This window comes from Oceanicaulis sp. HTCC2633, from assembly GCF_000152745.1.
Classification (GTDB): domain Bacteria; phylum Pseudomonadota; class Alphaproteobacteria; order Caulobacterales; family Maricaulaceae; genus Oceanicaulis.
Map to the genome: position 1 here is coordinate 2,001,711 of NZ_CH672428.1, position 12,269 is coordinate 2,013,979.

The 12,269-nt window shown below is 63.3% G+C and carries 11 protein-coding genes; 8 read left to right on the forward strand and 3 right to left on the reverse strand.

Annotation, left to right across the window (positions count from 1 at the left end):
* Nucleotides 1–55: 55 nt before the first annotated feature.
* Nucleotides 56–970: a hydrogen peroxide-inducible genes activator gene (locus OA2633_RS09545; RefSeq protein ID WP_009802335.1), complete on the reverse strand. Its 915-nt coding sequence runs from the start codon at nucleotides 968–970 to the stop codon at nucleotides 56–58.
* A gap of 71 nt (nucleotides 971–1,041) precedes the next feature.
* Entirely contained in the window at nucleotides 1,042–3,216 is a 2,175-nt protein-coding gene (katG, locus tag OA2633_RS09550; RefSeq protein WP_009802336.1) for a catalase/peroxidase HPI, read from the reverse strand.
* A gap of 361 nt (nucleotides 3,217–3,577) precedes the next feature.
* Between katG and OA2633_RS09555 the strand changes: the two genes are divergently transcribed.
* From OA2633_RS09555 to OA2633_RS09580, 6 genes are all read left to right on the forward strand, one after another.
* A complete protein-coding gene (locus OA2633_RS09555) occupies nucleotides 3,578–4,123 on the forward strand; it encodes a peroxiredoxin (protein WP_009802337.1) in 546 nt (181 codons plus the stop codon).
* Nucleotides 4,124–4,322: 199 nt separating this feature from the next.
* Nucleotides 4,323–4,853 (forward strand): carboxymuconolactone decarboxylase family protein, encoded by a 531-nt coding sequence (locus OA2633_RS09560; protein ID WP_009802338.1) that lies wholly within the window; start codon nucleotides 4,323–4,325, stop codon nucleotides 4,851–4,853.
* A gap of 129 nt (nucleotides 4,854–4,982) precedes the next feature.
* Complete coding sequence (locus OA2633_RS09565) at nucleotides 4,983–5,288, forward strand: hypothetical protein (RefSeq protein WP_009802339.1); 306 nt, start codon at nucleotides 4,983–4,985, stop codon at nucleotides 5,286–5,288.
* A 100-nt stretch (nucleotides 5,289–5,388) separates the two neighbouring features.
* Nucleotides 5,389–6,711 (forward strand): dicarboxylate/amino acid:cation symporter, encoded by a 1,323-nt coding sequence (locus OA2633_RS09570; protein ID WP_009802340.1) that lies wholly within the window; start codon nucleotides 5,389–5,391, stop codon nucleotides 6,709–6,711.
* A 6-nt stretch (nucleotides 6,712–6,717) separates the two neighbouring features.
* Complete coding sequence (locus tag OA2633_RS09575) at nucleotides 6,718–7,320, forward strand: hypothetical protein (protein ID WP_009802341.1); 603 nt, start codon at nucleotides 6,718–6,720, stop codon at nucleotides 7,318–7,320.
* Nucleotides 7,321–7,374: 54 nt separating this feature from the next.
* Nucleotides 7,375–7,695, forward strand: a complete 321-nt coding sequence (locus OA2633_RS09580) for a hypothetical protein (RefSeq protein WP_009802342.1) — start codon at nucleotides 7,375–7,377, stop codon at nucleotides 7,693–7,695.
* Here the strand turns inward: OA2633_RS09580 and OA2633_RS09585 are convergent, their stop codons facing one another.
* Nucleotides 7,696–10,128 (reverse strand): methyl-accepting chemotaxis protein, encoded by a 2,433-nt coding sequence (locus tag OA2633_RS09585; RefSeq protein ID WP_009802343.1) that lies wholly within the window; start codon nucleotides 10,126–10,128, stop codon nucleotides 7,696–7,698. It lies immediately after the preceding gene.
* A gap of 209 nt (nucleotides 10,129–10,337) precedes the next feature.
* Between OA2633_RS09585 and rarD the strand changes: the two genes are divergently transcribed.
* Nucleotides 10,338–11,273, forward strand: a complete 936-nt coding sequence (gene rarD, locus OA2633_RS09590) for an EamA family transporter RarD (protein WP_009802344.1) — start codon at nucleotides 10,338–10,340, stop codon at nucleotides 11,271–11,273.
* A gap of 17 nt (nucleotides 11,274–11,290) precedes the next feature.
* Nucleotides 11,291–12,268, forward strand: a complete 978-nt coding sequence (locus tag OA2633_RS09595; protein ID WP_040612601.1) for an alpha/beta fold hydrolase — start codon at nucleotides 11,291–11,293, stop codon at nucleotides 12,266–12,268.
* Nucleotide 12,269: the final 1 nt, after the last annotated feature.

The window sequence follows — 12,269 nt, forward strand, 5'->3', positions numbered from 1 at the left end:
TGCACCAGCGCCAAACGAAAACCCCGGCTCGAAAGGCCGGGGTTTTTTGTGTCTCCTAACCCTTCAGCGCCTCTCGCACGGCATCGGCCAGCATGCGCGCCTCGTGCTCACGGGCGCTGCCCTTGCGCCAGGCGACGCCGATTTCCCGTCCGGCAACCGGCGGGTCGAACGGGCGGATGGCGAGATCGAGCCGGTCGGCCAGACCCGCATCAATGGCCAGTTTGGGAAGCAGGGTCGCGCCCAGCCCCGATTTCACCATCTGCACCAGCGTATGAAGCGAGGTGGCGGCGAAGTCGGACCGGGCGTCGTTGGTGTCGGGCTTGCTGGCCGAACACACCGCAAGCGCGTGATCACGCAGGCAATGGCCGTCCTCCAGCAGCAGGAGCGGCTCATCCGCCAGCATGGCCGGATTGAGCTTGTCGACCTTCGCCAGGCGATGATCCGGCGTGGCGGCGAACAGGAACTCGTCTTCCAGCAGCCCTGTGGTCTCGATGCCGGGCGCATCATAGGGCAGGGCGATGAGCGCCGCGTCCAGACGGCGATCCTTGAGCGCCTCAACCAGCCGATGGGTCAGGTCCTCGCGCAGGAAGAGTTCCAGCTTGGGATAATGCTCGCGCAGGCTGGGCAGGGCCTTGGGCAGGAGGAAGGGCGCAATGGTGGGAATCACCCCCAGACGGAACGGGCCGGACAGCGGCTCGCCCGCCGCCCGAGCCACATGGACAAGATCTTCCGCTTCGGTCAGCACGATCCGGGCGCGCGCCACCGCCGCCTCCCCGGCCGGCGTCAGGGCCGCGCCCCGAGCGCCGCGCTCGACCAGGGTCGCGCCGAGAATGGTCTCGAGCTCCTTAATGCCGGCGGACAGGGTGGGCTGGGTGACGTGGGCGGCTTCGGCGGCGCGGGAGAACGAGCCATGCTCGGCCAGCGCAAGAAGGAAGGTGAGTTGTCGAAGCGTGGGCAGGTGGCTGCTCATTCGGCGTCCTGATCGGCTGGTTCAGATAAAGCAGGAGCGCCCCCTGACCCAGGGAGCGCTCCAACGAGGGTCTAGTTCAGATCGAACCGGTCATTGTTCATGACCTTCGTCCAGGCGGCGACGAAGTCGCGAACGAACTTCTCTTTGTTGTCGTCCTGGGCATAGACCTCGGCATAGGCGCGCAGGATGGAGTTCGAGCCGAACACCAGGTCTGCGCTGGTCGCGCCCCATTTCACCTCGCCGGTCTTGCGGTTGCGGATCTCGTAAAGCCCGTCTTCCGCCGGATGCCAGCTCAGATCCATGTCGGTGAGATTGACGAAGAAGTCCGTCGTCAGCGCCCCGACCCGGTCGGTGAAGACGCCAAGCGATGAGCCATTGTGATTGACGCCCAGCACGCGCAGACCGCCCACCAGCACCGTCATCTCGTTGGCGGTGAGGCCCAAAAGCTGGGCGCGGTCGAGCATCATCTCTTCGGCGCTGACCGCATACCGATCCTTTATCCAGTTGCGGAAGCCATCGGCCAGCGGTTCGAGCGGCTCAAAGGACTCCGCATCGGTCTGCTCGGCGGTCGCGTCGCCGCGACCGGGCGTGAAGGGCACGGCCACGTCAAAACCGGCCTTGGAAATGGCGTCTTCCAGACCCACAACGCCTCCCAGCACGATGACATCAGCCACGGAGGCGCCGGTCTCTTCCGCGATGGGTTCGAGCACGGTCAGCACGCGGTGCAGACGCAGCGGTTCATTGCCCTCCCAGTCCTTTTGCGGGGCCAGTCGAATACGCGCCCCATTGGCGCCGCCGCGCTTGTCGGAGCCACGGAAGGTCCGGGCGCTGTCCCAGGCTGTGGCGATCAGCTCGGCCGGGGTCAGGTCGCTGCTTCGGATTTTCGCTTTCACCGCGTCCACATCGTAACCGGTCGGTCCGGCAGGGATCGGGTCCTGCCAGATCAGATCCTCATCCGGCACGAACGGGCCGACATAATTGGCCTTGGGCCCCATGTCGCGGTGGGTGAGCTTGAACCAGGCCCGCGCGAAAGTGTCGGCAAAGTATTGCGGATCCTTGCGGAATTTCTGGCAGATCGCGTTATAGGTCGGATCCATCTTCATCGCCATATCCGCATCGGTCATGATGGGGTTGTGGCGGATCGAAGGATCGGTGGCGTCCACCGGCTTCTGGTCCTCGGGCATGTCGACCGGTTCCCACTGCCAGGCGCCGGCGGGCGACTTCTTCAGCTCCCACTCATAGCCGAACAGATAGTCGAAATAGCCCATATCCCACTGGGTGGGATGCTGGGTCCAGGCGCCTTCAATGCCCGAGGTGAAGGCGTTGGACGCCTTGCCTTGATGGCCTTCATTGGCCCAGCCGAAGCCCTGGGATTCCACGCCGCAGCCTTCCGGCTCCGCGCCGATCTTGTCCACGGCGCCGCGGCCGTGCGCCTTGCCGACCGTATGGCCGCCGCAGGTCAGCGCCGCCGTTTCTTCATCATCCATGGCCATGCGTTTGAACGTCTCGCGCACCATGGCGGCCGTCTTGAGCGGATCGGGATTGCCGTTCACGCCCTCGGGATTGACGTAGATCAGGCCCATATGGGTGGCCGCCAGCGGGTTCTCGAGCGAGGAGGCGTCCTCAAGATCGCCATAGCGCTCTTCGGATTTCGCTAGCCATTGCGCTTCCGAGCCCCAGTAGACATCGGTCTCGGGGCCCCAGATATCCTCACGGCCAAAGCCGAAGCCGAAGGTCTCCAGACCCATATCCTCATAGGCCACGGTGCCCGACAGGATGATGAGATCGGCCCAGCTGAGCTTGTTGCCGTACTTCTTCTTCACGGGCCAGAGCAGGCGACGCGCCTTGTCGAGGCTGGCATTGTCCGGCCAGGAATTGAGCGGGGCGAAGCGGATATTGCCCGATCCCGCGCCGCCGCGGCCGTCCGCGAGGCGATAGGAGCCCGCCGAGTGCCAGGCGAGCCGGATCATCAGGCCGCCATAATGGCCCCAGTCCGCCGGCCACCAGTCCTGGCTGTCATGCAACAGGGCTTTGACGTCCGCCTTCACCGCCTCGAAGTCGAGCGACTTCACTTCTGACTTGTAGTCGAAGTCGGGGTCCATCGGATTGGTGCGTGCGCCGCGCTGGTGGAGAATGTCGAGATTGAGCGCATTCGGCCACCATTTGGTGACCGGCTTGTCCATGGCGGTGTTGCCGCCGTGGTGGAACGGGCAGCCGCCCGCTGATTTCATATCGTGTCCGTCCATGGTCGTGTCCTCCCGGATCAGAACGTCTAGATTGCAGGCAGGATGGCGCGAGGCCCATACATTTATCAAATCGATTTAATCAGGGGAGACCATAGGATATATCGATATGGCGGTTTTGGCCGGCGCAAAACCGCTTCAAGGGCTCGACTGCAGCGAGAACCATCTCAACGGAATAGCCCTAAGTCACTGATCTATATTGCTTTGTTCTACACCCCCTCCTCTATTGATAAATCCTATGGGAGCAACAGGAACAATCCATTGGATTTATCGATAGCTTGCCCTCATATCCATTGGCGTCGAAGGGCGGACCCCGAACCAACCGCCCTCGTCCGAGTTTTCAATCCTGCCAGGAGAGACACACATGCTGGGTATTGGCGACAAGCTCCCCGAATTCGAAGTCGTCGGCGTGAAGCCGAAATTCAATCAGCACGAAGAAAATGGCGAGTCCGCTTTCGAGCCGATCACCAACGAGTCCTTCCCGGGCAAGTGGAAAGTCATCGTCTTCTATCCGAAAGACTTCACCTTCGTCTGCCCGACCGAGATCGTGGCCTTCGCGAACCTGGAAGACGAGTTCGCTGATCGCGACGCCGTCGTGATGACCGGCTCGACCGACAACGAGTTCTCCAAGCTCGGCTGGCGTCGTGAGCACCAGGACCTGAAGGGCCTGAACCAGTGGCAGTTCGCTGACACCACCGGTTCTCTGGTCGATGGTCTGGGCGTGCGCTCCCCCGAGGGCGTGGCCTACCGCTACACCTACATTGTCGATCCCGATGGCGTCATCCAGCACGTCTATGCGACCAACCTCAATGTCGGCCGCAACCCAGACGACACCCTGCGTGTTCTGGATGCCCTTCAGACCGACGAGCTGTGCCCGTGCAACCGTCAGGCTGGCGGCGACACGCTCTAAGTCGAACGCACCGAAGTCGGGCGGCCCTTGCGGGCCGTCCGATGACGGCCAGCCCCGCTACGTTCATGGTCCGCCATGGGCGCAGCCGGACCGGCCGCCCAATGTCCCCCGCCCGAACCTATCCCCCCATCTGGTGACGGGCGCTTCTGCCCTGCCGGACGGCCGGTCCAAACCCTTTGCAAGCATGAAAGGACGCGCCATGAGCCTTGACGCCCTGAAAAACCGCCTCCCCGACCACGCCAAGGACATCAAGCTGAATCTCAGCTCCCTGGCCCGCGAAACCGTTCTGGACGACCAGAAGAAATACGGTGTTTTCCTGGCGTCCGCCTATGCCGTCGGCGAGCGTGAAACCCTCAACGACATCATCTCCGAGGTCGAGGACAAGCTCTCCGCCGAAGCGCTGAGCGCCGCCAAGGCCGCCGCTTCGATCATGGGCATGAACAATGTGTTCTACCGCTTCAACCACCTGGTCTCCGCCAGCGATTACAAGACCATGCCGGCCAAGCTGCGCATGAACGTCATCGGCAATCCGGGCGTCGACAAGGCCGATTTCGAGCTGTGGTCTCTCGCCGTTTCCGCCATCAATGGCTGCGGCATGTGCATTGACGCGCATGAACACGAACTGCGCAAGGCCGGTCTGACCACCGAGCAGATCCAGGCCGCTGTCCGCATCGCGTCCGTGGTGAACGCGGCCGCCGCCGTCATCCGGGCCGAAGCCGCGCTCGGCTAGGCGCCGCCGCTCACGATCTCTCCTGGGCCCGCCGGGCGGTCGCGCAAGGCCGTCACGGCGGGTTTTTTTGTTCACACGCCTTGGAAACGGCATTTTGACAGGGCCTGAACAAGTCCGTATCCTGAGCATATGTCCTATCAGCCCGACCAATCCGAAACAGCCCGCCGGGAGCGGGATTCAGGCTCGGTGAACCGGGCCTGGCGCTGGTTTTCGGAAGCCACGATCCGGACCGCGGAAAGTTATCGCGATCTCAGCTGGCGCGTGGTGATCGGTCATGTGGTCATGGCCAGCGTGCTGGTGGTCCTGTCGCGACTCAACCCGGCTCTGCCCACCGCGCCCTGGATGCTGATCATCGGCGTGTTCTGGCTCGTCTATGGCGTGCGCATGGGCGTGCTGAAGGCTGTCGGCCAGGCGGCCCGTGAATCCGAATTGTGATTGATTTCTGATAACCCTACGGCGTCAGATCGTTGACCTCCTCGCATCCGGGCTTAGGCTGGCGCGGTTCTGATATGAGAGCCGCCGGGGAGGGGCCTGTATGAGAGGTTGGTTTAAGATCGCGCTCTGGCAGCGCGTGCTCGGCGCGCTCGTGATCGGCGTTATTTTCGGCGGCATTCTGAGCCGGATCATGGGCGGGGAAGCCGCCGCAGACTGGCTCGAGACCTTCATCAAACCGGTCGGCGATCTCTTCATCAACCTGATCCGGATGCTCATCGTCCCGCTGATCCTGACCACGCTGGTCTCCGGCGTGGTGGCGCTGGGCGATCCCAAGAAGCTGGGCTCCATCGGTCTGAAGACCATGGCCCTCTATTTCGCCACCACCTTCTTCGCCAACATCATCGGCATCATTTTCGGCCTGCTGTTCAAGCCCGGAGAAGGCGTGGATCTGGGCGGAGCAGACGCCGTGCCGGTGTCGCGCGAGGCGCCGACGCTGGTCGAACGCCTTCTGGGCATCGTGCCGGACAATCCCATCGCGGCGCTGGCGGACGGCGACGTGCTGGCGATCATCTTCTTCGCCGTCCTGCTGGGCGTCGGCATCCTGATGGCCGGTCGCGAGGGCAAGCTGGTGGGTGATCTGTTCACCCAGGCCGCCAATGTGATCCTGAAAGTCACCCATCTTGTCATGGAAGTGGCGCCCTTCGGCGTCTTCGCGCTGGTCGCCCACACTGTTGCTTCGCAAGGGTTCGAGGCGCTGGCCGCCATCGCCGTGCTGATCGCGGCGGTCTATGTGGGCCTCATCACCCACGCCGTGCTGGTCTATGGCGGCTTCATCCGCTTCGTGCTCGGCCTGCCGGTGATGAACTTCCTGCGCGGCATGCTCGACGCCATCGCGGTGGCCTATTCCACTGCCTCCTCGAGCGCCACCCTGCCGGTGACCATCGCCAACGCCAGCGAGAATCTCGGCGTCAAACGCTCCATTGCGGGCTCGGTCCTGCCGCTGGGCGCGACCATCAACATGGACGGCACGGCGCTCTATCTCGGCATTCTGGCGCTCTTCACGGCCCAGGCCTTCGGCTATGACCTGACGCTGGCGAACTATTTCCTGATCGCCTTCACCGCCTCCATCGTCTCGATCGGCGCGGCCGGCATTCCGTCCGCCTCGCTCTTCCTGCTGGCGATCGTGCTCGACACCTTCGGCGTCAGCGCCGAGCAGGTGGCGATCATTGTGGGCTTCATCCTGCCGGTGGACCGGATCATGGACATGGCCCGCACCGCGCTCAACGTCACGGGCGACGCCACCGTGGCGACCGCTGTGGCCAAATGGGAAGGCGAGCTGGATGAAGACTGCTATCGCCATCCCGCCGACCAGCCGTATGAGCCGAAAACCACGCCGGACGTGGCCGACGCTGACCGGGACTAGGCTGCGATGCGCTCAAGCCGCATCCGTCTGATCGAGATCATCGTGGCGGTCGCCGTCACGATCATCTCGGTCGCCTCGCTGTTTGTGGCGGTGTTTCAGGGCGTGGTCATGCAGCGCCAGCTGGAAGCCAGCGTGCTGCCCATCCCAACCATCGCCCACGGCAATTACGACAGCGAGGCTCAGCTCTATCGGGTGAGCTACACCATCGGCAATCGCGGCCTCGGCCCTGTTGATATCCGCTGGGTGCATTTCATCCACGAGGACATCGTCTATCCCCGCCCTCAAGCGTTTTTTCTCAGCCTCGTTGAAGGCCATGACGCCGACCCCGAGGGCCGGTTCGACACTTTGCAGCGCATTTTTGAGGACAATCAGGTGCTCACCAGCCCGGTTGCGCCTGTGCTTCTGGCGCCCGATGACGAAAACAGCTTTCTCGTCTTCACGCGTCCCGCCGAGGACTCGCCCGATCGCACCTATTGGGAGCGTCTGAACGACGCCCGCTGGGAAACCGAAGTGCTGGTTTGCTATTGCTCGGTCTTTGACCAGTGCTGGATCGGACGCTTCCCCCAGAACCAGCGCGACCGCGTGCGCAGCTGTGAGCAGGACAGGTAATCCGAACCGCCTGCCTTCCCGTATGTCCTTGTGAAGCACGTACAGGAGCGGGACATGACCACAGGCTTTCGGATTATCGCGGCCCTGGGCGCTATCGCCCTCGCCTTCGCCATCGTCTGGGCAGGGATGACCGCCGGGCAGTCGCTCTCCGAAGCGGTGGGCTGGCTGGTGTCCGAGCCCTGGGGCGTGGTCAGCCTGATCGATCTCTATCTCGGCTTTGTGCTGATCGCGATCCTGATCTGGGTGTTTGAGCCCAACAAGCTGATTGCGCTTGCCTTCATCCTGCCCCTGCCGATCCTCGGCAATGTCTGGAGCGCGGTCTGGCTGGCCTGGCGACTGGGCGCGCTGATCAACCGGCGGCGCGCAGGCGACTGATCACGCCGCCGCGACTCCGCCGGGCAGAACCGTCAGCCTTTCAACAAAGGCCAGACCACAATAGGTCGAGTCCACATGGGCGACCCGGGCCCGGATCCGTTCTCCGGTCGGGAAACAGATCTCCACCCGCTCGCCCAGGCTGACCTTGATCGGGGGTTCGATCCGGACGCCGCCCAGGCTGATATCACGCAGGGTCGCCTCCAGTGACCGGCCCGACTGGGTGACGACAACGGCCTGGGTGACCTCGAACCGGCGATCCTTGCGGCGGTCATCAAGATCCTGACTGACGGCGGACAGGAAGCTGGAGATGGTCTTCTCCAGCTGTGACCGCGTCCCTGTGACGGTTTCCGCCGATTTGCGGACGCTGGCTGCCCGCTCTGAGGTCTGGGTGATGGAGGCCGAGACCTGAGCGCTTTCCAGGGCGGACCGTTCGGTTCCGCTGGAAGCCAGGGTGATCGCGTTCGAGATTTCCGAGGTGACCGCGTTCTGCTCCTCGATGGCGGAGGCGATGGCGTTGCTGATCTCGGACACCTTTCGGATTGCGTCGGAGATGTTTCCCAGCGCGGAGACGGCGCCCTGCGTCGAGGTCTGCACGGAACTGATCTGGGTCGCAATCTCTCCGGTCGCCTTGGACGTCTGCTCGGCCAGCGCCTTGACTTCCTGGGCGACGACGGCGAACCCCTTGCCGGCTTCGCCTGCTCGCGCCGCCTCGATGGTGGCGTTCAGGGCCAGCAGGTTGGTCTGTTCGGCGATGTCGTTGATCAGATTGAGAATGGCGCCAATCTTCTGAGCGGATTCAGAGAGTTGTTTCACCTGTGCGTCTGCGCCTTCGGTGAGTCCGACCGTTTTCTCCACCACATCCCGGGCGGTTTCGGTCTGGCGCGCAATCTCGGCGATCGAGGCCACAAGCTCCTGTGCCGCGGCCGAGACAGAGGACACCGCTTCGGAGGCCTGTTCGGAGGCCCGCGCGGAATCCGTTGCGCCTGTCGTCGCCTGCTCGGCGGCGGAGCTGACCGCGCTGGCGTCCGCATTCATCTGATCCACTTCGCGCGTAACCAGCTCCATCATGCGCGCCACCTGCGTCTTGAAGTCTGCGATCAGGCGCTCAAGCTCAAGCTGTCGGCGTTTGTCCAGATTGGTGCGCTGGCCCTGCTCGGCCTTCAGTACAGCCTGTTCCTGCAGATTGCGCTGGAAAGCCTGAACCGCACGGGCTAGGCCGCCGATCTCATCCTTCCGCTCAAGGTCCGCATGGTTGGTCTTCACCACGCCGCCAGTCGTGACGGCGTCCAGCGCCAGGCTGACCCGCCCCATGGGCCCGCTCAGCGTTCTGGCCGCCCACAGGCCCGCCATGCCGATCAACAGGCAGGCGAACAGCAGTACAACGCCAATCGCGCTGATCATGACCCAGATCGGCGCGTCCCGCTCGGCTGTATCCTGCAAGGCGACAAGCGCCCAGCGCACGCCGGCGAAATCAAAGGCCGCGGTTGCTTCGCCCACGGTCCGTCCCTGAAAAGTCACGCGCGGGGCAAATGCGGGCTCGCCGGTCGACAGGGTGCGGGCGACCGCTTCCGCATCAAGGCGCGCCTGAAGGATGTCGCTGTCCGCGGTATAGCGTGAATCATTGCGCAGGAGACGGTCCTGACCCACGATCAGGGCTTCCCCGGTTTCGCCCAGCCCGCTGGTGTCGGACATGATCGTGTTGATGCCGTCGATCGGCATCTGAAAGGCCACAACGCCAATGCGCTCTCCATTCTCGAAGACCGGCATCGACATGAAACTGGCGGGCGCGTCATTGCTGGGCGCGTAGGGCGCAAAGTCAAAGAAGGCGAACCCTCCGCTTTCCAGCGCCATTGCGCCGCGGAAGGCCGCACCCAGATCGGTCCCCGACCATTCTCCGCCATTGCGAGCGAAATTCGTCGCGAAATCCTCTTCCTTGAAGACCGAATAGATCAGGTCTCCGCGGGTGTTGAAAAAGAAGATGTCGTAATACCCATTGTCCAGAAGATGAGCCCGCATCCAGGGGTGATACCGGGCATGCACATCATCATAGGCCGTGCCCGTCATCGCCGCGTCAAGCAGGTGCTTTTCTCCCAAAGGATTGGGATTGTTGCGAATATAGGCGGCCTTCAGGACCTGCGTCGCAGACCCCTCCGTCGCAAGTCCGGCAAACGCCTCGTTGAATTCGGAAAGCGCGATCCGGGTCGTGGGATCAGAGGCGACCGAGTGGAGATCGGTCCTGATCCGCTGGAAATAGCGCTCGAGTTCATGCGCCCGGGAGCTCGCCACCGCCGACAGCCGGTCCTGGTTGAGACGGGCGATCGTCCGGGTCGCCGTCACCGTGCTGGCAGCCGCGACAGCGGCCATGCCCAGCAGGGCGAATCCCACGATCAGCAAGGGCAGTTTTCGGGACAGTTTCAGATCAGACCAGCGCATGGCCGCACTCCGCAATACAGGCGATCGTGACTATGTCCTCGCATCGGGTTACTTATTCACTACGCACTCAGATGCGGCTTTGGTCTTATCTCGCTCCCATCGGAGAGCGGCGCCCTCAAAGCCCCGGGCCGAGTCATCCGGATCACGAATTCGCACGGATGCAGCACCCTTCAGGTGACAGATCGGTCGCGCGCGCCTAAATGGCGGGCATGAGCCAGATTCCCCCGCCTGTTCCTGACCGTCTCGACCCCAAACAGGCTGCGCTCGCCGCCTTTTCGGGCTATTTCATCTGGGGCTTGTCGCCGATCTTCTACAAGTTCCTGGCGTTCGCGAACCCGACCGAGATCGTGCTGCAGCGCGTGGTCTGGTCTGCGCCCATCTTGCTGGCGATCCTGTATGTCAGTCGCCGGCTGGGGCCGGCTCTGGCCGTGCTCAATGACCGCAAGACGCTGCTGGTGCTGGTGTGCACCTCGCTTCTGATCGGGACCAACTGGTGGGTCTACATCTTCTCGGTCAATTCCGGCCATGTGCTGGAAGCCTCGCTGGGCTATTACATCAATCCCTTGATGAATGTGGCCGTGGGCGTGTTCGTCGCCCGTGAGCGCTTCTCGCGCCTGCGCGCCATCGCCATCGGGCTCGCGGTGCTGGGGGTGATCAACCAGATCGTCACCGTAGGTCATCTGCCCGTACTGGCGCTGTTCATGGCGGGGTCCTTCACCGCCTATGGCTATGTGCGCAAGACCATTCAGGTGGATGCGCGCGTCGGCCTGTTCTGGGAGACGCTGATCATGGCGATCCCCTCTCTCCTGGTCCTCACCGTGTTCGAGATTCAGGGCGGGGAGAACGCCGGCCATTTCTTCAATGGCCCGAGCGAGGCGATCCTTCTGATGATGACGGGCCCGATGACGGTGTTGCCGCTCCTGCTGTTTCTCACCGGAGCGCGCGGTCTGAGCTTTGCGATCATCGGGGTTCTGCAATTCGTCGCGCCCACCCTGCAATTCATCGTGGGGCTCGTCTATGGCGAACCCTTCAGCCTCGCCTATCTCGCCACCTTCATTTTCATCTGGTCGGGGCTGGCCGTCTTCGTGTTCGAGCTTCTACACTTCGAGCGAAAACAAAAACGTGCGGGGATGCGGCCCGCCTGATTGCGCCGGAGGAATTGATGTCACACCCACCCATGCCGCCCGCCCAGAGGATCGATGTGGGGGAGGTGACGCTCTCGGTGCATCTGGCCGGCCCCGAGGACGGCGTGCCGGTGCTTCTGATGCATGGCTGGCCCGAGCTGGCGCTGAGCTGGGCGCAGCAGATCGAGGATCTGGCGAAGGCGGGATACCGGGTGATCGCGGCGGACAATCGCGGCTTTGGCGCCTCTGACGCGCCCCATCCGGTCGAGGCCTATGGCGTGGATCATCTGGTGGGCGATTTCACCGGTTTGCTCGACGCGCTCGGGATCGAGAAGGCGGTCTGGGTCGGCCATGATTGGGGCGGCATTCTGATGTGGCACGCCGCCTGTCTGGTCCCCGAGCGCTTTCTGGGCGCGATCGGGGTGAACACCCCGCACCTGCCGCGCGGCTCGGTCCCGCCCACAGAGGTTTTCCGCGAGCGCGGTGGCGAGGATCATTACATCGTCGCCTTCCAGGACGAGGCCATGGATGATTTCTTCGCAGGCCGGGAAGAGGATTTCTTCGCCTTCAGCTTTGCTGGCCCCGCCCCGAGCGCCGATCTCGACAAGCTGCCCGATTCCATCACCCATCTGCCCAAGCGGTTTGATAATTTCGTCGCGCGTGGCGGTTTGAAAAGCGAGGACGATTGCGTGGTCCCGCCTGAGGTCCGCAAGGTCTACGCCGAGACCTATGCCAGGACCGGCTTTCGCGGCGGGATGAACTGGTATCGCAATTTCGATGCGAACTGGGAGCGGTTGGGCGGCGTCGACCACCGGCTCTCCATGCCGTGCCAGATGATCTCGGCGGAATGCGATTACATGCTGCCGCCCAAGCTTGCGGGCTGGATGCCCATGCTGTGCAAGGATCTCGACATGAATGTGATCGAGGATATCGGCCACTGGACCCAGTATGAAGCGCCCGCAGAGCTGTCCGAGCTGATGCTGGGCTGGCTCCAGACCCGTTTCCCGAACGGCTGAT

Excerpts from the sequence above, each read along its gene's own strand:
- OA2633_RS09585 (WP_009802343.1), bottom strand. The coding sequence starts at position 10,128 with ATGCGCTGGTCTGATCTGAAACTGTCCCGAAAACTGCCCTTGCTGATC.
- katG (WP_009802336.1), bottom strand. The coding sequence starts at position 3,216 with ATGGACGGACACGATATGAAATCAGCGGGCGGCTGCCCGTTCCACCAC.
- OA2633_RS09570 (WP_009802340.1), top strand. The coding sequence starts at position 5,389 with ATGAGAGGTTGGTTTAAGATCGCGCTCTGGCAGCGCGTGCTCGGCGCG.
- OA2633_RS09545 (WP_009802335.1), bottom strand. The coding sequence starts at position 970 with ATGAGCAGCCACCTGCCCACGCTTCGACAACTCACCTTCCTTCTTGCG.
- OA2633_RS09555 (WP_009802337.1), top strand. The coding sequence starts at position 3,578 with ATGCTGGGTATTGGCGACAAGCTCCCCGAATTCGAAGTCGTCGGCGTG.
- OA2633_RS09580 (WP_009802342.1), top strand. The coding sequence starts at position 7,375 with ATGACCACAGGCTTTCGGATTATCGCGGCCCTGGGCGCTATCGCCCTC.
- OA2633_RS09560 (WP_009802338.1), top strand. The coding sequence starts at position 4,323 with ATGAGCCTTGACGCCCTGAAAAACCGCCTCCCCGACCACGCCAAGGAC.
- rarD (WP_009802344.1), top strand. The coding sequence starts at position 10,338 with ATGAGCCAGATTCCCCCGCCTGTTCCTGACCGTCTCGACCCCAAACAG.
- OA2633_RS09595 (WP_040612601.1), top strand. The coding sequence starts at position 11,291 with ATGTCACACCCACCCATGCCGCCCGCCCAGAGGATCGATGTGGGGGAG.
- OA2633_RS09575 (WP_009802341.1), top strand. The coding sequence starts at position 6,718 with ATGCGCTCAAGCCGCATCCGTCTGATCGAGATCATCGTGGCGGTCGCC.
- OA2633_RS09565 (WP_009802339.1), top strand. The coding sequence starts at position 4,983 with ATGTCCTATCAGCCCGACCAATCCGAAACAGCCCGCCGGGAGCGGGAT.